At 70.0% G+C, this 20,982-nt stretch carries 19 protein-coding genes; 11 read left to right on the forward strand and 8 right to left on the reverse strand.

Annotation, left to right across the window (positions count from 1 at the left end; translation table 11 throughout):
- Positions 1 to 5: 5 nt before the first annotated feature.
- Positions 6 to 965 (reverse strand): LysR family transcriptional regulator, encoded by a 960-nt coding sequence (locus AOZ53_RS21925; RefSeq protein WP_054489311.1) that lies wholly within the window; start codon positions 963 to 965, stop codon positions 6 to 8.
- A gap of 176 nt (positions 966 to 1,141) precedes the next feature.
- Here AOZ53_RS21925 and AOZ53_RS21930 point away from each other — a divergent pair, with 176 nt between their 5' ends.
- The 6 genes from AOZ53_RS21930 to AOZ53_RS21955 are packed head-to-tail and all read left to right on the forward strand — an operon-like array spanning position 1,142 to position 6,755.
- Positions 1,142 to 2,158 carry an amino acid ABC transporter substrate-binding protein gene (locus AOZ53_RS21930; protein ID WP_054428827.1) on the forward strand — a complete coding sequence of 339 codons (1,017 nt, stop codon included), beginning with the start codon at positions 1,142 to 1,144 and terminating at the stop codon, positions 2,156 to 2,158.
- A gap of 8 nt (positions 2,159 to 2,166) precedes the next feature.
- Positions 2,167 to 3,342 (forward strand): ABC transporter permease subunit, encoded by a 1,176-nt coding sequence (locus AOZ53_RS21935; RefSeq protein ID WP_156333475.1) that lies wholly within the window; start codon positions 2,167 to 2,169, stop codon positions 3,340 to 3,342.
- A gap of 4 nt (positions 3,343 to 3,346) precedes the next feature.
- Positions 3,347 to 4,408 carry an amino acid ABC transporter permease gene (locus AOZ53_RS21940; RefSeq protein ID WP_180180190.1) on the forward strand — a complete coding sequence of 354 codons (1,062 nt, stop codon included), beginning with the start codon at positions 3,347 to 3,349 and terminating at the stop codon, positions 4,406 to 4,408.
- 11 nt (positions 4,409 to 4,419) lie between these two features.
- Positions 4,420 to 5,196 (forward strand): amino acid ABC transporter ATP-binding protein, encoded by a 777-nt coding sequence (locus AOZ53_RS21945; protein WP_197286509.1) that lies wholly within the window; start codon positions 4,420 to 4,422, stop codon positions 5,194 to 5,196.
- Positions 5,193 to 5,600, forward strand: a complete 408-nt coding sequence (locus AOZ53_RS21950) for a RidA family protein (RefSeq protein ID WP_054428823.1) — start codon at positions 5,193 to 5,195, stop codon at positions 5,598 to 5,600. Before AOZ53_RS21945 ends, AOZ53_RS21950 begins: the two co-directional genes overlap by 4 nt.
- A gap of 30 nt (positions 5,601 to 5,630) precedes the next feature.
- Complete coding sequence (locus AOZ53_RS21955; protein ID WP_054489316.1) at positions 5,631 to 6,755, forward strand: aminotransferase class V-fold PLP-dependent enzyme; 1,125 nt, start codon at positions 5,631 to 5,633, stop codon at positions 6,753 to 6,755.
- 19 nt (positions 6,756 to 6,774) lie between these two features.
- Here the strand turns inward: AOZ53_RS21955 and AOZ53_RS21960 are convergent, their stop codons facing one another.
- From AOZ53_RS21960 to AOZ53_RS21980, 5 genes are all read right to left on the reverse strand, one after another.
- Complete coding sequence (locus tag AOZ53_RS21960) at positions 6,775 to 7,884, reverse strand: PepSY-associated TM helix domain-containing protein (protein WP_054489318.1); 1,110 nt, start codon at positions 7,882 to 7,884, stop codon at positions 6,775 to 6,777.
- A gap of 13 nt (positions 7,885 to 7,897) precedes the next feature.
- Positions 7,898 to 10,261, reverse strand: a complete 2,364-nt coding sequence (locus AOZ53_RS21965) for a TonB-dependent siderophore receptor (protein WP_054489320.1) — start codon at positions 10,259 to 10,261, stop codon at positions 7,898 to 7,900.
- 115 nt (positions 10,262 to 10,376) lie between these two features.
- Positions 10,377 to 11,357 carry a FecR domain-containing protein gene (locus tag AOZ53_RS21970; protein WP_054489322.1) on the reverse strand — a complete coding sequence of 327 codons (981 nt, stop codon included), beginning with the start codon at positions 11,355 to 11,357 and terminating at the stop codon, positions 10,377 to 10,379.
- Between the two features lie 6 nt (positions 11,358 to 11,363).
- Positions 11,364 to 11,855 carry a sigma-70 family RNA polymerase sigma factor gene (locus AOZ53_RS21975; protein ID WP_054489324.1) on the reverse strand — a complete coding sequence of 164 codons (492 nt, stop codon included), beginning with the start codon at positions 11,853 to 11,855 and terminating at the stop codon, positions 11,364 to 11,366.
- A 229-nt stretch (positions 11,856 to 12,084) separates the two neighbouring features.
- Positions 12,085 to 13,287 carry a lipase family protein gene (locus AOZ53_RS21980; RefSeq protein ID WP_054489380.1) on the reverse strand — a complete coding sequence of 401 codons (1,203 nt, stop codon included), beginning with the start codon at positions 13,285 to 13,287 and terminating at the stop codon, positions 12,085 to 12,087.
- Positions 13,288 to 13,627: 340 nt separating this feature from the next.
- On the opposite strand from AOZ53_RS21980, the gene AOZ53_RS21985 reads away from it, so the two are divergent.
- Positions 13,628 to 15,118: a serine hydrolase domain-containing protein gene (locus tag AOZ53_RS21985; protein WP_054489326.1), complete on the forward strand. Its 1,491-nt coding sequence runs from the start codon at positions 13,628 to 13,630 to the stop codon at positions 15,116 to 15,118.
- Here AOZ53_RS21985 and AOZ53_RS21990 read toward each other — a convergent pair.
- Together AOZ53_RS21990 and AOZ53_RS21995 are read right to left on the reverse strand one after the other, a co-directional pair.
- Positions 15,106 to 16,308 carry a sensor histidine kinase gene (locus AOZ53_RS21990; RefSeq protein WP_054489328.1) on the reverse strand — a complete coding sequence of 401 codons (1,203 nt, stop codon included), beginning with the start codon at positions 16,306 to 16,308 and terminating at the stop codon, positions 15,106 to 15,108. The two genes, AOZ53_RS21985 and AOZ53_RS21990, sit on opposite strands and share 13 nt — an antisense overlap.
- The gene (locus tag AOZ53_RS21995) at positions 16,305 to 17,000 is read right to left on the reverse strand and encodes a response regulator (RefSeq protein ID WP_054489330.1); all 696 of its coding nucleotides are present in this window, start codon (positions 16,998 to 17,000) and stop codon (positions 16,305 to 16,307) included. Before AOZ53_RS21995 ends, AOZ53_RS21990 begins: the two co-directional genes overlap by 4 nt.
- Before the next feature lie 307 nt (positions 17,001 to 17,307).
- On the opposite strand from AOZ53_RS21995, the gene AOZ53_RS22000 reads away from it, so the two are divergent.
- The 4 genes from AOZ53_RS22000 to AOZ53_RS22015 all read left to right on the forward strand — a co-directional run bounded on the left by AOZ53_RS22000 (position 17,308) and on the right by AOZ53_RS22015 (position 20,903).
- Complete coding sequence (locus AOZ53_RS22000; protein WP_231690661.1) at positions 17,308 to 18,579, forward strand: flavin monoamine oxidase family protein; 1,272 nt, start codon at positions 17,308 to 17,310, stop codon at positions 18,577 to 18,579.
- A gap of 177 nt (positions 18,580 to 18,756) precedes the next feature.
- Complete coding sequence (locus AOZ53_RS22005) at positions 18,757 to 19,395, forward strand: secretin and TonB N-terminal domain-containing protein (protein ID WP_197286510.1); 639 nt, start codon at positions 18,757 to 18,759, stop codon at positions 19,393 to 19,395.
- Between the two features lie 36 nt (positions 19,396 to 19,431).
- Positions 19,432 to 19,950: an RNA polymerase sigma factor gene (locus AOZ53_RS22010; protein WP_054489335.1), complete on the forward strand. Its 519-nt coding sequence runs from the start codon at positions 19,432 to 19,434 to the stop codon at positions 19,948 to 19,950.
- Positions 19,947 to 20,903: a FecR family protein gene (locus tag AOZ53_RS22015; RefSeq protein WP_054489337.1), complete on the forward strand. Its 957-nt coding sequence runs from the start codon at positions 19,947 to 19,949 to the stop codon at positions 20,901 to 20,903. Before AOZ53_RS22010 ends, AOZ53_RS22015 begins: the two co-directional genes overlap by 4 nt.
- The last annotated feature ends 79 nt before the right edge of the window (positions 20,904 to 20,982 follow it).

A 20,982-nucleotide genomic window follows, 5' to 3' on the forward strand; every position in this document is an offset into this window, starting at 1 on the left:
AGGGTTCAGGGCCGCGGCAGGCGCGGGTCCGTTGTTGGCATGTCGACATCGCCGAGACCGGCGCGCAGTTGCACGATGTCGCGCTTGACGGCGTGGGTGAAGGCGCGCCAGGGGGCGCCGGCCTGCTGCTCGCGGCCGTCGACCCACATCAGTTTGTGGAAGAAGGGCGGCGCCACGACGGGCACCACGAACAGGTGCGGATCGCGCCGCTCGCTCAGCAGACCGGCCGATTCGAAGATGGTGACGCCGACGCCGTCGCGCACCAGCAGCATGCGCGCGCCCAAGGCGTCGACCTCGTGCACGATGTGCGGCGTCAGCTGCAGCTGCTTCATCGCGTGGTCCAGGTCCAGGCGGGTGCCATGGCGCCGCGTGGGAATCAGCAGCGGCAGCCGCGCCAGCTGCTCCAGGGTCAGGCCCTGGTCCAGATCCAGCCCATGGCGCCGCGCCAGGTCGCGCGAGCCGACCACGTAGACGGGTTCCAGGAACAGCAGGTCGCCCGCCAGCTGGCGCGGCCGCTTCGGTTCATAGATGACGGCGGCGGAAAGCTCGCCGGCGAGCAGCCAGTCATGCAGATCGCCGCTGTGTCCTTCGCGCACGACGAAGGTGAGGGCGGGGTACTGGCGCTGCACGCTGGCCATCAGCTTGGGGGCGATCGACTGCGAGAAGAACATCGGCACCCCCAGCTTGAAGACACCGGCCAGGTCGCGGTCGGCGGCCTTGCCCTCGGCCTTGATCTGGGCCACCTGCTGCAGGAAGCCGTCGGCCAGTTCCAGCAGGCGTTCGCCGGCGGCGGTGGGGATCACGCCGCGGCCATGGCGCCGCAGCAGCGGACAGCCCATTTCCTGTTCCAGCGCTGCCACCTGCCGGCTCAGGACGGACTGGTTCAGGCCCAGGGTGTCGGCGGCCCGGGAAAAACTGCCCGCCCGCACGGCCTCCCTGAGGTATTCGAGTTGCTGCGTATTCATGATCGACCGATCCGTTGCGCCATGCATATCGGGTCGACACGACCGCGCCTGCTGCAAGGTATGCAAATAATGCATGGCTGATAGTAGCGCAATCGGCTAGGTCCGCGCCATGGCGCTCCCTACACTGCCTGCACGTTCCCGCTTCCGCCGGGACGACACATATACAAGGGGAATTCATGCGTCTGCCCAGTCTTCTGGCCGGCCTCGCGCTGGCTGTCATTTCCGTTTCCACGCACGCGGCGTCCACGCTGGACACCGTCAAGAGCCGCGGCACCCTGCGCTGCGGCGCCCTGAACGACATGCCGGGCTTCGGCTCGCCCGACAGCCAGGGCACGCTGCGCGGCATCGACGTCGACTTCTGCCGCGCCATCGCCGCCGCCACGCTCGGCGACGCCAACAAGGTCACCTTCGTGGCGACTTCGCCGCTGAACCGCTTTTCCGTGCTGCAATCGGGCGACGTCGACGTGCTGATCCGCCAGACCACCCAGACCTTCACGCGCGATTCGCAGCTGGGCTTGCTGTGGGCCGGCATCACGGTCTATGACGGCCAGGGCTTCATGGTGCGCAAGGACATGGGCGTGACCTCGGTCAAGGAGCTGGACGGCGCCAGCATCTGCCTGCTGCCGGGCAGCAATACCGAACAGAACATCGCCACGTTCTACCAGGCCAACGGCATGCGCTACAAGCCGATCTCGATCGACAACGCCGACGCCCTGCGCCGCGCGTTCTTCGAGGGCCGCTGCGACGTCTACGTGGGCGACCGCGCCCAGCTGGCCGCCAATCGCTCGGTCGCGCCCAAGCCCGACGATTACGTCATCCTGCCCGAAGTGCTGGCCAAGTCGCCGCTGGGTCCGATCGTGCGCCAGGGCGACGACCAGTGGCTCAACATCGTCAAGTGGACCATCTACGCGACGCTGCTGGCCGAGGAAAACGGCGTCGACAGCGCCAACGTCGAGGCCAAGCGGGCCGACGGCGCCAACGCCGAGGTCGCGCGCCTGCTGGGCAAGACGCCCGGCCTGAGCAAGCAGCTGGGGCTGGCGGACGACTGGGCCTACCAGATCGTCAAACAGGTCGGCAACTACGGGCAGATCTATGACCGTTCGCTGGGCGAGAAATCGCCGCTCAAGCTGCCGCGCGGCCTGAACAAGCTGTGGACCGACGGCGGTCTGCAATACGCCCCGCCGTTCCTGTGAGCCACGCCATGACGGATGCGACGACGATGGCGCCGGCGCCGCTGCGCGCCGGCGGCCAGACGCCCGGCGCCCTGCGCCGCAAGCTGTGGCAATGCGCGGTGGGCGCGGCGCTGGCGCTGCTGGTGATCGCCAGCGGCTTCATCCTGCGCGATAACCTGCAGCGGCTGGGGCTGACGGTCGGCTTCGACTTCCTGCAGCGGCCCGCGGGCTTCCAGATCGGCGTGTCGCTGTTGCCGTACGCGCCGACCGACTCGATCGCCTACGCCATCCTGACCGGCGCGCTGAACACGGTGATGCTGGTGGTGCTGGCCGGTGTCTGCGCCACGGTGCTGGGCGTGGCCATCGGGCTGGCGCGCCGCAGCGTCAATCCGCTGGTGCGCGGCCTGACGCTGGGCTATGTGGAACTGCTGCGCAACACGCCGCTGCTGATGCAGATCCTGCTGTGGTCGGCCGTGCTGCTCAAGCTGCCGCCTGCCGCCAAGGCGCTGCAATGGGGCGGCCTGACGCTGAGCCAGCGCGGCATCTATTTCCCGTCGCTGCATCTGGTGGCCGGGCAGGGCATGGCGCTGGCGGCCTGTGTGGCCGCCGCGCTGGCCGCCGCGCTGGCGGCGCGGGCCGGCTTGCGCCGCTTGCGGCCGGGCGCGGGCCGCGCGCTGTGGATGGGCGGGGCGGCGGCGGCGGGCCTGGCCGTCCTGGCGTCGTGTTGCGCGGCGCTGGGCGTGTTCGAAGTCAGCGTGCCGGTGCGGCGCGGCTTCAACTTCCAGGGCGGCGCCAGCCTGTCGCCGGAATTCGCCGCCATGCTGATCGCCCTGACGCTGTACTTCGCGGCCTTCATCGCCGAGATCGTGCGCAATGGGGTGGACTCGGTCGCGCGCGGCCAGTGGGAAGCCTCGCAGGCGCTGGGCCTGTCGGGCCTGACGACGATGCGCGAGGTGGTGTTTCCGCAAGCCCTGCGCATGATGGCGCCGGCGCTGATCGCGCAATACGTGTCGCTGATCAAGAACTCCAGCCTGGCCATCGCCATCGGCTATCCGGACCTGTTCTGGTCGGTGTTCACGACCATCAATATCACCGGGCATGCCATCGAAGGGGTCTTGCTGCTGGCCGGCGCCTATCTGGTGCTGACGCTGGGGACCTCATGGGCGTTGAACCTCTGGTATGCACGGCTGCGCCGCAAAGGATGATTCCATGACATTGCCTCTTTTCCTGCGGCCGTATTTCGGCACGGCCGGGCGCACCCTGTTGACGGTCTGCAGCCTGCTCATTCTCTACAGCCTGGCCGCGCCGGTCTGGCGCTGGGCCATCGCCGACGCGGTCTGGACGGGCGACGCCCAGGCCTGCCGCGCCGCCGCCGGAGCCTGCTGGAGCTACGTCGGCGTCAAGCTGGATTTCTTCCTGTTCGGCTTCTTCCCGCCGGCGCAGCAGTGGCGGGCCGGCATCGCCATGGCCATTCTGGCCCTGGTGATCGCCGCCAGCCTGTTGCCGCGTTTCTGGCGCGCGCCGCTGCTGGCGGTGTGGGCGGCCAGCGTGGCCGTGGTGCTGTGGCTGATGGGGGGCGGGGCCGGCCTGGCGCCGGTCGCCTCGGACAGCTGGGGCGGCCTGCCGCTGACGCTGCTGCTGGCCGCCTACGGCCTGGCGCTGGGCTACCCGCTGGGCATCCTGCTGGCGCTGGCCCGCACCGGCAGCATTCCGCTGCTGCGCTACGTGGCGGTGGTGTTCATCGAGGGCCTGCGCGGGGTGCCGTTCGTGGCCATTCTGTTCATGGCCAGCGTGACGCTGCCGCTGCTGCTGCCGGAAGCGGCCACGCCGGGCAAGCTGCTGCGCGCCTACATCGCCTACAGCTTCGTGGCCGCGGCCTATTTCGCCGAGGGCTTTCGCGGCGCGCTGCTGGCCATGCCGCGCGGCCAGACGGAGGCGGCCCACGCGCTCGGCATGGGCTACTGGCAGACGATGCGCGACGTGATCCTGCCGCAATGCGTCCGCAGTTCGCTGCCGATGCAGGTCAACACCGTGGTCAGCTTTTTCAAGGACACCTCGCTGGTGGTGATCATCGGCCTGACCGATTTCCTGCGGGCGGTGTCCGCCGGCTCGCGCGACGCCGAATGGCTCGGCTTCGACGTCGAGGGCTATGCCTTCGCCGCCGCCACCTACTTTTGCATCTGCTTCGCCATGAGCCGCTATTCGGCCTGGCTGGAAGGGCGCCGCGGCGGGGCCACAGCGCCCGCGCCCGCCGCGGGGCAGACGCCGTAATGGAGAACACGATGGTTCAACACGACAATCAAGGCGCCGCCCTGGCCATCCGGCTCAAGGACGTCGAGAAATGGTATGGCCGCATGCATGTGCTGCGCGGCATCACGCTGGATGTCGCGCCGGGCGAGAAACTGGTCATCTGCGGCCCGTCGGGCTCGGGCAAGTCGACGCTGATCCGCTGCATCAATCAACTGGAGGCGCACCAGCGCGGCAGCATCACGGTGGAAGGCATCGCGCTGTCCGACGACCCGAAGGTGCTGCGCAGCATCCGCCGCGAGGTCGGCATGGTGTTCCAGGGCTTTCACCTGTTCCCGCACCTGACCATCCTGGAGAACTGCATCCTGGCGCCGATGCGCGTGCGCGGCCTGGACCGCGCCAGCGCCGAGCGCACCGCCATGCAGTACCTGGAAAAAGTGCGCATCCCGGACCAGGCCGGCAAGTATCCGAGCCAGCTGTCCGGCGGCCAGCAGCAGCGCGTGGCGATCGCGCGCGCCCTGTGCATGCAGCCGCGCGTCATGCTGTTCGACGAACCGACCTCGGCGCTGGACCCGGAGATGGTCAACGAGGTGCTCGACACCATGATGGAGCTGGCCGATAGCGGCATGACCATGCTGTGCGTCACGCACGAGATGGGCTTTGCCCGCAAGGTGGCCGATCGCCTGGTCTTCATGGACCAGGGCCAGATCGTGGAGGAGGGCGCGCCGGACGAACTGTTCGACAATCCGCGTTCGCCGCGCCTGCAGGCCTTCCTGGGCAAGCTGATGCGGCCGACTCAGGAGCACGCGTGAGCGCCGCCGCCCACCTCGCGCCGCCCGCGCTGCGCCGCGTCGTCACGGACGGCGCGCCGACGCCGCGCGGCCATTATTCGCAGGCCATCGTGGTCGCGGGCATGGTGCATGTCTGCGGCCTGCTGCCGGTCGATCCCGAGTCCGGCCGCATCGTCGGCGCCGATGGCGCGGCGCAGATCGCGCGCGTGCTGCGCAGTCTCGATGCGGTACTGCGCGCCGCGGGTTCGGAGGCGGGCAGGGTGGTGTCGCTGCAGGTGTTCCTGTGCGACAGCGCCCTGTGGCCGGTCGTCAACCAGGCCTGCGCCGACTACTTCGGCGAGCATCGCCCCGCCCGCACCGTCGTGCCGATCAGTCCGCTGCGCGACGGCGCGCTGATCGAATTGAACGCCATCGCGCTCGCCTGAGCGCCATTTCTTCCTGCCCCTTTCACCACTATGACCGTTCATCCGCTGTTCGACCCTCGCGACTTCCGCATCCCCGAGGGTGTTTCCCACGTGTGCGCCGCCGGCGAGACGGCGTTCCTGCGCCGGCATGACGAGGCCTATGGCCGCTATGTCCGCGACAAATCCAGCGGCGCCCGCGGCCGCGCCGCGCAGGAGGCGCAGGTCGAGCGCGCGCGCCAGCAGGTGGCGGCGCTATGGGGCATGCCGGCCGGCGATATCGGCTGGGTGGGCTGCGTCGCCGAGGGCGTGTCGCTGGTGCTGGAAAGCATCGATTGGCGCCCGGGCGACAACATCTGCGCCATGGCCACCGAATATCCCTCGCTGGTGGCGCCGTTCCTGGCGCGACGCGACGCGCCCTACCAGGTACGGTTCGCCGACCCCGCCAGCGCCGCCGGCGTCGCGGCCCGGGTCGATGAGCGCACGCGCGTGATCCTGGTCAGCTACGTCTCGTACCTGAATGGCGAGCGCTTCGATCTCGGCCCGCTGCGGCGGGCGGCGGACGCGGTGGGCGCGCTGTTGATCGTCGACTTCACCCAGGCCTCGGGCTATCTGCCGATTGACGCCGAGGTGGCGGACTTCGCCTTCAGCGCCAGCTACAAATGGATGCTGGGCATGACCGGCGTCGCCACCGCTTGCTGGAACCGTCGCCGCCAGCCGGATTGGGCGCCAGCCACCGCCGGCTGGTACTCGCTGGCCAACGACAACACCCGCTTCGACGCCGGCATCACGCTGCGCGGCGACGCGCTGCGTTTCACCCGCGGCAATCCGGCCCACGCCAGCCTGTACGTGCTGTCCAGCGCGCTCGACTACCTGGCGCAGTTCGAGGCCGCCGCCGTCCAGGCGCACGTGCAGCGCCTGACCACCGACCTGCTCGGCCGGCTGGCGGCGTTGGGCATCGAGCCGTCGACGCCGGCCGATCCCGCCCGGCATGGCGCCAGTGTCTGCATTGCCCGTGCCGACGCCCGCGCGCTGCATGAAGCGTTGGACCGCGAGCAGGTGCTGACCTGGAACGGACGTGGCCGCCTGCGCATCAGCTTTCATGGCTACAACGGCACGGCCGACGTGGACCGGGTCGAGGCGGGGCTGGCCAAGGCCCTGGCCGAGGTCGCCGCGTAGGCGCTGCGTTGACGCGCGCTCAACGCGGCGCGCGGGCAACGCGCTGGCTGGCTGGCGCCTGCACGCGCCGCAGCGCGCGGCGCCGCCACCACAGCCAGAACCCGCTGATGCCGAGCGCGCCCAGCGCCAGGCCCAGCAGGGCGACGGCGGCTTCGCCCGCCACGCCGCCCAGCTCGCCGGTGTGCAGCGGATACAGGATCGAATTGATGCGCACGCCGGGATCGAGTTCGTTCCAGCGGTGCGCCGCCGCCACGGTCGCGTTGCGCGGATCGAGCCAGACCGTCGAGCGGCCGTTGGGGTGCGGATCGTCGGGCACCCGCATGCGCACCGCCAGCGGGCGGTCGGGGTGCGGGGTGTAGAGCAGGAAGCCGATCGTGGCGCCGGGAAATGCCGCCCGGGCCGCGGCCGCCAGCTCGTCCAGCGGCCGCATCGGCGCGTCGCCGGGCGCCAGCTTGGGCGCGGCGACGCGCGGCTGGCCGCTGGCGGCGGTGATCCAGCCGCCGATCGGACGCCAGGCCAGGTAGGCGCCGCTGGCGATACAGACCGCCAGCGCCAGCGCCAGCAGCGCGCCGCCGTTGCGGTGCACGTCGAACAGCGCGCGCAGGGCGCCCTTGTCGAACACCATGCGCAACGACGGCGGCCACTTGCGCGGCCACCACAGCACCAGTCCCGACAGCATCAATAGCAGATAGGCCAGCGCCGCCCAGGCCAGCACGGCCTTGCCGGTGCGGTCGAGCAGCAGGGCGCTGTGCAGGTTGTAGGCCACGGCGACGAAGCCGTCGTTGTCGCCGCGCCGGCCCTGTTCGCGGCCGCTGGCGGGATCCAGATAGACCGTGCCGCGCCAGGCCGCGCGCACGCGGACCTGCACGGTTTCGCCGGGTTCGCGCGGCGGCCTGAACGTGAATGCGGCCTGCGGGCCGAACTCGGCCGCGAGCGTGGCGCGCATCGATTCCAGCGAGGCCGGCTGCGCCGTCGCGGCGCCGGCCGCGACGAAATACGCCGGGTGCAGCCACTGGTCGAGCGGACGAGCCACCACCAGCAGCGCGCCGCTCAAGCCGGACAGGATCAGGATCCCGCCCAGGCCGAGCGCGATCCAGCGGTGGCAGAACAGCCACAGGCGGCGCGCCATGTGCGGGCCGCGCTCAGTACGCCAGGCGCGCCTGCACGTAGACCATGCGGGGCGCCCCGACCATGCGGCCGGCGTTGCTGTCGACGTTGCGGGTGTAGTAGCGGCGGTCGAACACGTTGTTCACGCCGAACGCCAGTTCGCTGCCCTTCCATTGCGGAATCTTGTAGCTGAGCTGGGCGTTCCAGACGCTGAAGCCCGGCACGCGGCCGTTGCTGGCGTCGGCGGTCTCGCGTTCGGTGTTGGCGGTGTCGGAGTACTGGCCGCTCTGCATCGTGGTGAAGACGTTGAAGGTCCAGTCGCGCAGGCTGTAGCGCCCGCCCAGCGTGCCGGTCTGGCGCGAGTAGAACGGCACGTCGTTGCCCTCGAATTCACCGGACTTCTGGATGGCGCGCACGTAGGTGTAGTTGGCGTAGACGTTCAGGCCGGCGAGCGGGCCGGCCTTGTCGAAGTCGTAGTCGATCGCGAACTCGACGCCGTTGTGCGTGGTCGCGCCCAGGTTGCGGAACACGGCCGGGTTGGTGCCGGGGATCGACAGGATCTGGTTGTCGAAGCGCAGGTTGAACGCGGTGAATTCGGTATGGACCTGTTCGCCCGAATAACGCAGGCCGGCCTCCAGCGTCTTGGCGACCTCGGGGTTCAGCGGGTTGGTCGCCGACATCGAGTTCAGCTGGGTGTACTGCACGGCGCCGAACGAGGTGCTGTAGTTGGTGTAGAGCGTGAGCGCGTCGTCGACCAGGTAGGCGACGTTCATCGACGGCAGCGCGCGGTTGTTGCGCACGTCGAACGGCGTGTCGTCGGTGGTGCCGCTGGGATTGCGGTTGCTGTGGATGCGCTCGTAGCGCACGCCCGGCGTCAGGCGCCAGTTGCCCAGGGCGATGCGGTCGTCCAGGTAGAACGAGTGGGCTTCGGTCTCGTTGTCGAACACCTGCGTGACGCCGACCTGGCGGCCGGTCGCCAGCGATTCCGAATAGCGCCGGTCCTGGCCGGTCTCGCGGATGTAGCGGTAGCCGACGGTGATGTCGTGCGTGGTGGGGCCCCATTCGACGCGCTGGGTATAGCGCGGCTCGATGCCCAGCACCTGGTTGTTGCGCGGCTGGAAGTCGTTGCGGCCGGTGGCGGTGTTGATCAGCGAGCTCTGGCGCGAGCTGTCGTAGTGGTAGACGCGCACCTCGAATTCCTGCGTGTCCGACAGCGAGTTCAGGTAGCCGACGTCGACCTGGTCGCGCTGGCCCTTCCAGTAGTCGGTGGGGCGGGTGTTCTGGAACGGATCGTCGCGGTACTGGGCCACCGTCAGGCCGCCCGGGGTCATCGACTTGACGTCGTAGTGCGAGAACTTGCCGTAGATCTCCGAGGTCGGGGTCAGCGCGAAGCGCCACTTGAGCGCGACGTCGTTGTAGCGGTCATGGCTGCTGTCGCGCCATTGCTCGCCGTCCATGCCGGAGTACATCAGCGCCACGCCCAGGCCGTTGTCGAACTGCGTGCCGAGAAAGCCGGTGTACTGGGTGTTGGTGCCGCCGTGGCTGAAGATGTTGTAGCGCGCCGAGGCATCGGCGGTCAGGCCGCCGGTGTTGGGGATCGAGCGCGTCTTGAAGTTGATCACGCCGCCCACGTTCTGCGGGCCGTAGCGCACCGCGCCGCCGCCGCGCACCACGTCGATCGATTCGATGTTGCCCAGGCTGGTCGGCGACATCACCAGGTTCGGCTGGCCGTAGGGCGCCATGGCCATCGGGATGCCGTCCAGCAGCATGGTGGTGCGGAACGAGTTGCGCGGGTTCAGGCCGCGGATGCCGACGTGCAGGCCCACCGAGCTGCCGCTGGCGCTGGTGCTGCCGCTGATCTGCACCCCGGGCACGCGCCGCAGGACGTCGGCCACGCTGGTCGCGCCGCTGTTGTTGATGTCGTCGCTGCGCAGCAGGGTGCGGGCGCCGCCGAAGGTCTGGACGCTGTTCTCCAGGCCGGTGCCGAGCCAGTCGGCGCTGACCTGGATCGCTTCCAGGGTGTTGGCGCCGGCGGCGCGCGGCGGGCGCACCACATAGCCCTGGCCCGGCTGCGGCTCCGCGCTCAGGCCGGTGCCAGCCAGCAGTTGCGCCAGGCCCGCGTCGATCGTGTAGCTGCCCTGCAGGCCGCGGGTGGTCTGGCCCGCTGCGTCCTCGGGACGGAACGACACCGTGATGCCGCCCGCCTTGGCGAAGGCGTTCAGGGCCTGGTCGAGTTGCCCCGCGGCGATGTGGAAGTCGCGCGCCGTGGCCTGCTGCGCCGCCTGGGCCCGCGCCGGCGGCGCGGCGGCAAAGGCGGCCGCCAGGGCGAAGGTCAGCGCCGCCAGGCGGGCGCCTTGTCCCGATTGGCGGGCGCGGGGGGATTGGAGTCGAAAGGCCACGGTTCACGTCCCTGGTTGATCATCAATGCCCGCTATGCCGGACGACCGATGGAAAAAGGGACAAGGGAAGGGAAGCTGAATTGAAACCAAATGAAACTGCTGGCCGGAGGGCAGGTCACGCGGCCGGGCTCGACAGCGTCACCCAATAGCGCGTGCGCTCGACCACCCGCAACCCCAGCGTCCTGGCCACGATCGCCAGCACCGCGTCCGTGTCCTGCAGGCGGAACACGCCCGAGACGCGCAGGCCGGCCACGGCCGGATCGCAGCGGACGACGCCGCGCCGGTAGCGCGAGACTTCCGCCAGGAAGGCGTCCAGCCGCATGTTGTTGGCCTCGATGACGCCGCGCGTCCATCCCGGCGCCTCGGGGCTGGCGGGCTGGCCCGGCAGGAAGGCGTTCGCGGTGAAGCGCAGCGACTCGCCGGCGTTGACGATGCGGGGGGCGCCGCCATTGCGCAGGGTGACCTCGACGCGATGTTCCAGCACCGTCAGCGCGGTCGTCGCGTCATCGTCCTCCGGCCGCCGCACCACGAAGCGGGTGCCGAGGGCGCGCAGGCGTCCCTGGGGGGTTTCGATGATGAAGGGCCGCGCCGTGCCCATGGGGTCGGACGCGGTGCGGACGTAGACTTCCCCGGCGCGCAATTGCAGCGTCCGGGTGTGCTCGGAGAAGCGCACGTCGACGTCGGTATCGGTGTTCATCTGCACCTGGCTGCCGTCCGCCAGCGTCAGGTCCTGGTGGCCGCCGACCGCGGTGCGGTAGGCCTGGCCGCCGTCAGGCACGGCGGCCAGGCGATAGCCCAGCCAGGCCGCGGGCAGCGTCACGCCCAGCGCCGCGACCGTGCGCAGCACCGCGCGGCGGTTGGCGCGGCGTTGCCGCGTCAGCAGGGGCACGCCCAGGGCGGGCGGCACCGCGTTGAATTGCTGGCTCAGGCGCTGCGCGCGCTGCCAGGCGATTTCGCGTTCGGGGTTGCCCTGGCGCCAGCGCTCGAAAGCCGCATGGTCTTCCGGTCCGGCCTCGCCCGAATGCAGGCGCACCAGCCAGCGGGCGGCCTCGCGGATGACCGTGGCGTCCGGGGACGGGGTGTTGATGGCGGCCATGGCGGATCAGTGTTCCATCAGGGTCAGGCAGATCTCGAAGCCCTGTGCCATGTAGCGTTTCACGGTGCGGTCGCTCAGTCCGGTGCGGGCGGCGATCTCGGCGTACGAAAGCCCTTCCAGTTGCGACAGGACGAAGACCTCGCGCGCCTGGGGCGCCAGGTTGGCGAGCATCTGGTCCAGCTGCTGCAGGGCCTGCTGCACGCCCAGCAGGACATCGGGCGAGGTTTCCATCCCGGGCGGCAGGGCCGCCACGGCCTCCAGCCAGGCGCGCTCCAGCGAACGGCGGCGCCAATGATCGTTGAGCAGGCCCCGCGCGATGGTCGTCAGGTAGGCGCGCGGTTGCCGCAGCGCGCTGACTTCGTGGGGTTTGCGCAGGACGCGGATGAACGTGTCGTGCGCCAGGTCGGCCGCCTCATCGCCATGGCCAAGCCGATGCCGCCACCACTGGCAAAGCCAATCGTAGTGATCTTCGCAGAATAGCTGGAGGGGATTGGACATGCTTGGGAGTCCCCGCGAGCAGCGGGGAGGACACGAGGAACCCGCGTCCCTGTGCCAGGTCCAGCGGCCGATATGCAGGAAATGATACCAAGAATTGTTCGCAGTTTCGAACCGCAGCCGCGACGTGTTGCGTGATTGCCATGCGACGCGCCATGCACGTTTTTGGTGCGTCGGCGAAGAAAAAAAGGAGCCGGATCACGGCGCTCGATGGCATGAACAGGCAGCCGGCTCAGGGCAATGCGGGCGGCGCCGCGCAATTGCCTTCGATCGTCTCGCCCGCGAAGGCGCGCTTGATGAAGGCCGTGGAGTCGGGCAGCGATCCGTTCACCGTAGCGGAGTGGTCGAACGCCGGATAGACATGCCACTCGACGCGGCTGCCGGCCGCGCAGGCCGCCGACACGCCCGATTGCTGGGCCTCGGGAAAGACGTCGGTGTCCTTGCCGCCGGTGCCCCAGAAAATGGGGATCTCCGTGTGCAGGGTGGGCGGATGCTTGAAGCCGGCCAGCTTGCGCGTGACGGCCGAGAGGTCCTGGCGGAAGCTGTTGTCCTTGTCCAGGTGATCGAAGCGGACCCGCTGCTCGACCTGCGGAAAGCAGGCCGTGCGGGTCAGCTCGAAGGCCGGCAGGGCCTTGTCGGACACGTATTCCTCCGGCTTGATCGCGGGATCGACCAGCTGGATCGCGTTCAGGTACACCAGGAAATAGGCGACCCGCTTGGTGTTGTTCATCGGCGCCGCGTAGTCGCGCGCCGACAGGTTGACGCCGGTGCCCACGGCGCCGGCGATGTCGAGTTCGGGGGCGTAATCCTTGGCGAAGGTGGCCGTGGCCACCACCGCGCCGCCGCCTTGCGACTGGCCGATCAGCACCGTGCGGGCGGAGACCGGGTAGTGCTTCTGGACGGCGCGGATGCTGTCGAGGATGCTGTAGGCCTCGGACCGCACATGCACGTAAGGATGCGCGCCCGGGGTGCCGAGGCCCTGGTAGTCCGTGGCGACGATGGCATAGCCCTGCGCCAGCCAGTAATCGAGATAGCGCGTATCGCGTTCGCCGCGCCCCGCGAACGACGGCGCGCAGACGTCGGCGATGCCGACGGTGCCATGGGCCCAGGCGAGCAGCGGCCAGCCGCCGGCCGGCGGCGTGCCGTGCGGCAGGTAGAGCGCGCCGGACACCGCGATCGGGGCCTGGCCGCCCACGCCATCGGTCGAGCTGTACAACAGGCGGATGTTCTGGCCGGCCTGCGCCAGGCTCTGGCGGGCGGTCAAGGCCTCGGCGCGCAGCAATTCGCCCGGCCGGCCGGGCAACGGCGCGTCCCAGCGGTAGAAGGCGGGCACGCCGCCATCGCCCGCGTCGGACACGACCTGCGCGGCAACAGGCGTCGCGGCCAGCGCGGCGCAAAGGCCGGCGATCAGCCAGCGGTTCGGTATCACGGTCATGCGCGGGTCCTCGATCTCGTCCGCGGGCAACGGTGCGCGGCGTCTGAAAAGTGTAGGAGGACTTGCGCGGCCCGCCGCCAGGAAGGCGGGCGGACGGCCCAGGGAGTTCTTTCAGTCGGTTCCGGAACGCGGCGCGGCCGGCTCCCGGGCGCGGGATTCCGCGCCCGGGCCGTCCGGCGCGCGGCGTCGGCGCAAGACATCGGCGTATGTGTTTTGGCGCCAATTTGTGCGAAAATTTCCCGCGATGCCGTCGGGACGGCGCGCGCCTGCATGACGTCCCTGACGGTCCGACGCCACCCCATGCGTCCGCCCGCGCCGGACGTCCACCTTGCCATCGCCCATGTCCGCACCGCTCGACGCCGCTCCCGCCACCGACCCCACGGCCCGTCACGACGGCCTGCCCCGCAAGACCGCCAGCGCCGCCGGCGTCGATCCCGATGCCGTGATCGGCTTTCTCGACGACGTCGAACAGGCCGGGCTGGACCTGCATGGCTTCATGCTGTTCCGTGATGGCGCGGTGGCGGCCGAGGGATGGCGCTGGCCCTACGCCGCGCACCGGCCGCGCAATCTGCATTCGGTGGCCAAGAGTTTCACGGCCAGCGCCATCGGCCTGGCGGTGCGGGAAGGCTTGCTGCGCCTGGACGCGCCCGTCATCGGCTTCTTCCCGGAGTTCGCCGAGGAGGCCCGCCAGCCAGGCCTGGAGGCGATGACGGTCGAGCACCTGCTGACCATGAGCGTCGGCCATGAATCGGAGACCTCGGGCGCGGTCTGGCGTGGCATCAAGACCAGCTGGGTGCGCGAGTTCTTCAAGATCCCGCTGGCGTACGCGCCGGGCGAGCGCTTCGTCTACACCAGCGCCGCCAGCTACATGCTGTCGGCCATCCTGACGCGCCTGACCGGCCAGACCATGCACGACTATCTCAAGCCGCGCCTGTTCGAGCCGCTGGGCATCGCCGGCGAAGCCTGGGACGTGGGGCCGGACGGCGTCAACCCCGGCGGCAACGGCCTGGTGGCGACGACGGCGGACCTGCTCAAGCTGGGCATCCTGCACCTGCAGGACGGCGCCTGGCAGGGCCGCCAGGTGCTGCCGCCGGACTGGGTGCGCGCCGCGACCCGCGCGCAGGGGCCGTCCGCCGGCTATGGTTATCAGTGGTGGGTGTATGACGATGCGACCTACGCCGGCATCGGCAAGTTCGTGCAGATGGTGCGCGTCTATCCCGAGCATGGCGCGGTGCTGGCGGTGATCGGCGCGATGAAGGGCAGTTCGCGCCTGGTGCCGCACATGAACGCGCATTTCCCGGCGGCGTTTGGCGTGTCGAACCCCGACGCCGCCAAGGATGCCCGCCTGGCCGCGCGCCTGGCGGCCTGGCAGCACGAGGATGCGGCCGCGCCGTGGAAGGCGCCGTTCCAGGCCGGTCAGGCGCCCGCGCAGCCGCGTCGCCTGCGCTTCACGGCCGCCGACAATGCCCAGGGCATCACCGGCATCGAACTGGACCTGTCCGCCGAGGGCTGCCGCTTCACGCTGACGGATGCCGACGGCCCCCATACGATCGTGGCCGGCTGGGACCGCTGGATCGAGGGCGTGACCGACATGCCGGGGCGCGACCTGCATCACGGTTATCACATCCCCGATTGCGTGGTGGTCGCGCGCGCCGCCTGGCTCGACGAGCGCCGCCTGCACATGACGTGGATCCTGCCGGAGACCGCGTTCCGCGACACGGTGCTGTGCGAGTTCGAGGGCGACACGCTGCGCTATACCCGCATGGTGAACATCAATAGCGGCGCGCTGGGCTACGACACGGTGGTTGCGCGGGCGGATCAACCGGCCTGAAGCGGGCGCGGGCCGTCCTGGGGCAGGGTCAGCCGGATCTCGAGCCCGCCGTCCGGCCGGTTGGCGGCCTCGATGGCGCCCTGATGCGCTTCGCTGATGGCGGCGGCGATGGCCAGCCCCAGGCCGCTGCCGCCGGCGTGGCGTGCGCGCGAAGGCTCGGCGCGCCAGAAGCGGTCGAACAGGCGCGGCAGGTCAGCGGCCGGCATGCCTGGGCCGCGGTCCAGCATGCGCAGCGTCAGCAGGGGGCCCGCCTGTTCGCAGCGGAACTCGATGACGCCGCCCTCGGCGGCGTAGCGCAGCGCGTTGTCGATCAGCGCGGTGATGACCTGGCCGATGCGGTCGCGGTCGGCCGTGACAGCCAGGTCGGCGGGCAGGCCGTTGACCGCCTGCATGGCTTGCGCGGCCAGTTGCGGCGCCGCCCAGCGGATGCGTTCATCGACCAGTTCGCGTAGCGCGAAGCGATCGGGGTGCAGTTGCAGCTGGCCGGCCAGCGCCAGCGAATAGATGCGCAGGTCGCTGACCAGGCGGTTGAGCTGCTCCAGCTGCACGATCGCCATGCCGACCTGTTCGAGGTCGCAGGGAAACACGCCGTCGGCGATGCCTTGCAGGCGACCCGTGACGCCGGTGAGCGGGGTGCGGATTTCGTGTGCGATGGCGGCGCTGGAGTCGCGCAACTCGCGTTCATATTTCTGCAGGCGGTCGGCCATGGCGTTGAAGTCGCGCACCAACTGCTGGATCTCGATGGGCGTGCCCGGCATCGCCCGCGCGCGGACGCTGAAGTCGCCCTCGGCGACCGACCTGGCCGCGCGCGTGACGTGGGTGACCGACTGCGACAACCGTTTTGCCGACCAGAGGCCGAACATGACGATGAACGGCGTGACGGCCAGGAGCAGCCCGAAGAAGACCAATAGGTCGTCACGCGCCGTCGGTTCGGAGTAGTACTGGACGTATATCTCGCCGAGCCGGCGCGCGTTGGCCGTGGGGTCCTGCTCCAGCGTCCGGACCTCGGTGCGCAGTTCGGGCGGCAGCCGCGCTTCGTTGCCCTCGTACCAGAGTTCGTAGCGGTACCACATGCCGAAGCTGACGAAGACGGCGGTGGCGATCGCCAGCGCGATCATGCGCAGGCTGACCCAGGCGCGAAACGACGAGGGACGCAGCGACGACGGGCGCAACCGGCGCAGGGGCATCATGCGCGCGAGAAGCGGTAGCCCACGCCCCTGACCGAATGCGGCACATGCGTGACGCCATGGGCTTGCAGCTTGCGGCGGATGTTGCGGATGTGCGTGTCGATTACGCGTTCGAGCGAATCGCTTTCGGGCAGGCAGGCATCGAGCAGTTCGATGCGCGAGAACGCCTTGGCCGGGGCGCTCATCAGCGTGGCCAGCAGGTTGAATTCGGTCAGCGTCAGGTCGATCGGTTCGTTGTGCGCGGGGGCGGGGCGTTCGGCATAGGCCTGCACCGCCTGCAGGTCCAGCGCCAGCCCATCACCGCGCAGCAGCGTCGGTTTGTCCACGCGCTGGGTGCGCCGCAGCACCGCCTGCACGCGCGCCACGACCTCCTTCGGGTTGAAGGGCTTGACGATGTAGTCGTCTGCGCCATAGCGCAGGGCGCCCAGCTTCTCCGCTTCGTCATCAAGCGCGGTGACCATGATGACCGCCACGTTGCCGCGTTGGCGTAACAGGCCCAGGACCGCATCACCGTTGCGCACCGGCAGCAGATAGTCGAGCAGGACCAGATCGGGCTTCCAGCTGTCGTGCAGCTGGATGGCCTGGTCGCCATCGCGCGCGATGGCCGTCGCGTAGCCATCGTGCCGCAGATAGGCGTCGAGCACGTCGGCGATCGAGGCGTCGTCCTCGACGATCAGTATTTTGGAGTTGGCCATGCGCGGATTCTAGCCCAGGCGACTCCTGGCGCAAGGCCTCGCGGCGGCCGCGTCCAGCCGTCTTTCCCGCTTCACGCAATCTTCATGCAGCGCGCACGGAATCTTCAGGCGCGCGTGACAGTATCCAGGCCGCCCGCCGCCGGTCCCCCGCGCCGGCAACGATGGGCGGGCCTTTCGGAGACACGCCATGCCCCCCCTTACGCCGCGCCGCAGGAATCTGCTGCAAGCCTTCATGTTTTCCTCGCTGGGCATGTTGCCCCGGCATGGCGCGTTCGCCATGTCGCGGTCCACGACGTTCAAACAAGTCGTGGTCATCGGCGCCGGCATGGCCGGCCTGGCGGCGGCGAGCCGGCTGCGGGCCGCGGGCCACGAGGTCGTGGTGCTGGAAGCCCGTGACCGCCTCGGCGGACGGATCTGGACCGACCGTTCCTGGGCGGACTCGCCGGTGGATCTGGGCGCGTCCTGGATCCACGGCGTGCGGGCCAATCCGGTCGCCCGCCTGGCCAGGAAATACGACGTTGCCACGACGGTCTACGACTTCGGCGACCTCGCCGCCAATACCCGCTCGGCGCCGTTGTACGAAGCCAGCGGCAGGCCAGTGCCGGCGGCGCAGGTCGAGCGTTTGAGCGAGGATCAGGAGGCCATCTCGGCGCGTCTGTCGGCGCTGGCCGAAACGGCGTCCGAGGCGTTGTCGCTCGACGCCGCGCTGCGCCAGGCGCTCGACGCGGGCGGCCTGGACGGGGCGCGCCGGGAAAACGTGCTGGAGTTGCAGAGCCGGATCATCGAGGACGATTACGGTGCCAGCATCGGCGAAGTGGCGGCGTGGGGGCTGGACGAGAGCGGCGGCTTCGGCGGGCGCGAGGTCGTGTTCCCGCAGGGCTACGGCCAATTGACCGATCACCTGGCGCGCGGGCTGGACGTGAGGCTGGGCCATGCCGTCGACGAGATCGACTACCGCGAGCCGCGCGTGCGCATTCATACCCGACAGGGCCTGTTCGAGGCCGACCGGGTCATGGTGACCTTGCCGCTCGGCGTCCTGAAGGAGCCGTCGGTCCGCTTCACGCCGGCGCTGCCCGCGCAGAAGCGCGAGGCGATCGAGCGCCTGGGAATGGGCGTCTACAACAAGCTCTACCTGCGGTTCCCGCGCGCCTTCTGGGACGACGTGCCGGCATTTTCGCAGCGCGGCACGCGCCATGGCATGTGGGCCAACTGGTACGTCATGGACCGGATCGTGCAGGCGCCGGTCCTGTGCGCGCTGATCGGCGGCGATGCGGCGCGCCGCTTCGAACAGATGGGCGATGACGAGATCGTCCGCGATGCTGTCGAGCGGCTGGCCAGCATCTTCGGCGCGCGGGTGGAGGCGCCGGTCGGTCATCGCATCACGCGCTGGGCCTCCGATCCGTTTGCGCGCGGCAGTTATTCCTTCCCGGCGTTGGGATGCCGCGCCGGCGATCGGCAGGCGCTGGCGGATCCGGTCGACAACCGCGTGCACTTCGCCGGCGAGGCCACGCACGAACACTACAGCGGCACTGTCCACGGCGCTTTGCTGTCCGGCTGGCGCGAGGCCGCCAGGATCTAGCGTGACGGTCAGTCGCGGGAAATGTTGAACGCCGGCTGAACGAGCGTCACGGTTCGGTCACAAACGCCGACTACGATGCAGCAGCTCTGGCGCCTGCCGTCATCGCGGTGAACATCGCGGCTGTGTTCGACTATTCCTGCCATGACTCCCTTCCGACGCGCCCGCGGCGCCTGGTTCGTGACTCGCTGCCTCCTGCTCGCCGCCGCCCTGGGCGTGCACGGGCAGGCCGCGCGCGCCCAGGGCGGCGGCGATCTGCTTTTTTTCGACATTCCCGCCTTGCCGCTGGCGGAGGCGTTGCAACGGTTCACTGCCAGCACCGGTCATTCCGGGCTGTACGACAGCCGCCTGACCAAAGGCCGCCGGTCAAGCAGCGTGGTGGGCAACTACACCGCCGAGTCGGCTCTGCGGCTGCTGCTGCGGGATTCCGGCCTGCAGGCCCGCTACGGTTCCCCCGACACTTTCATCATCGCCGCCGACGCCCCGGCCGCCGCCCCGCAACCGACGCAGGCCCTGGCGGCGCGCAAGCGCTTCTACGGCAAGCTGCAGGTCGCCATGCGCGCTTTGCTGTGCGGCGATCCGGCCGTGCGTCCGGGACACTATCGCGCGGCGATCAGCCTGTGGTTCGGCGATGCCGGCCAGGTCCGCCGCGTGCGCCTGCTGGATTCGACTGGATCAGCCCAGCGCGATGCGTTGCTGGCGCAGCGGCTGGAGCGCTTGCGGCTGGACGAGCCCGCGCCGCCGGGCGTGAACCAGCCGGTCACGTTCGTCATCCGGCCGCAAGCGAGCGCTGCCGACGGAGACTGCCTTGCATCGTGAGGCGGCGGGCGCGCGCAAGTCGGGACGGGGGGCGTGATGGACGTCGGCCTGGCCGCCTTGCGCAAATCGCTGGTCACCCACTACGACCGGCTCAAGCGCCGTCTCGCCGCCCGTCTGGGCAACGACGAGCTGGCCAGCGACGCGCTGCAGGACGTCTACCTGAAGCTGGACGCGGTGGCCGCGCCCGACAGCGTGCGCCAGCCCGAAGCCTATCTGTACCGCATGGCGTTCCATATCGCCGTCGACTACGCGCGCTCGGGCGACGAGCGTCTGACGTCCGCAGAGACCGATGAGATTCTCGGCCTGACGCCGGATTCGGCGCCGGGCCCGGCGCAGATCACGGAGGACCGGCAGACGCTTCAGGTCCTGCTGGCGGCGCTGGAGCGCCTGCCGGTGCGTCAGCGCGACATCCTGCTGGCGCACCGGCTGGATGGTACGCCGCAGAAGGATCTGGCGCTGCGGTACGGCATTTCGGTGCGCATGGTGGAGCGCGAATTGCAGAAGGCGCAGGCGTATTGCCGCGCGCGACTGCCGTCCCCGAGACTGGAACGATGAACATCAGCCGTTATTTCACCTCCGCCGCCGAGGCGCTGGAGCTCGAGGCCGACACCTGGGTGCGGCGCATCCAGTCCGGCCACGCCACCCGCCGCGACGCCCTGGCGCTGCGCGAATGGTGCGCGCGCAGTGACGCGCACGCCGCGGCCTTTGAACGGGCGCGCCGCGCGTGGGCCGAACTGGGCGAGGCGGGCCGCGAGTTCCGCGCCCTTCATCCGCGCGCGGCGCCGGCCCCGTCCGGACGCCGGCGATTCCTGCGCATGGGCGTGGCGGGCGTGGGCACGGCCACCGCCGCGGTCGCGTTGGCGCCGCTGGGGTGGTGGTCGACGCTGGCCGGGCTGGGCGCGGACTACAGCACCGGCGTGGGCGAGCAGCGCACCGTCGATTGGGGCGGGCAGGCCGTGGTCGAACTGGATGCGCACACGCGCATGAATGTCTCGGATGGGCAGCGGCGCCTGGCCTTGCTGGAAGGGCAGGCCGCCATCCGTTGCCCGCAGGCGCAACAGGCCCTGACCGTGGCGGCCGGCGCGGGTGAAATGGTGGTGGACGCGGCGGCGGTGGGCGTGCGCCGCATCGGCGACCACGTCACGGTGACGTGCCTGTCGGGCCGCGTCGCGATCCGCCATCCGCGCGCCGACTTGGCGCTGGAGGCGGGGCAGCAGGCCGGCTACGACGCCGACACAGTCATGGCGCCGATGCGCGCCGACCTGGAACAGGCCATGGGCTGGCGCGAGGGCGTGCTTGTGTTCCGCGACATGCCGCTGGCCGACGCGGTGGCCGAGATCAACCGCTACCGGCCGGGCCGCATCCTGGTGCTGGGCGACGCGCTGGCGGCGCGGCGGGTCAGCGGGCGGTTCCAGATCGCGCGGCTGGACCTGGCGATCGACCGCATCAGCGAGGCCTTCGGCGCGCGCGTCAGCACGCTGCCCAAGGGTGTCGTGATATTGAGCTGAAATAAGCGCTGCAACAAAAACTTCACGAAAAAAGCGGTTCGGGTCCGGGATGGGAAAACACGACAGGAAGTAACGCAGG

The sequence above is a fragment of the Achromobacter sp. 2789STDY5608621 genome (genome assembly GCF_001299375.1).
Taxonomy (GTDB): Bacteria; Pseudomonadota; Gammaproteobacteria; order Burkholderiales; family Burkholderiaceae_B; genus Achromobacter; species Achromobacter insuavis.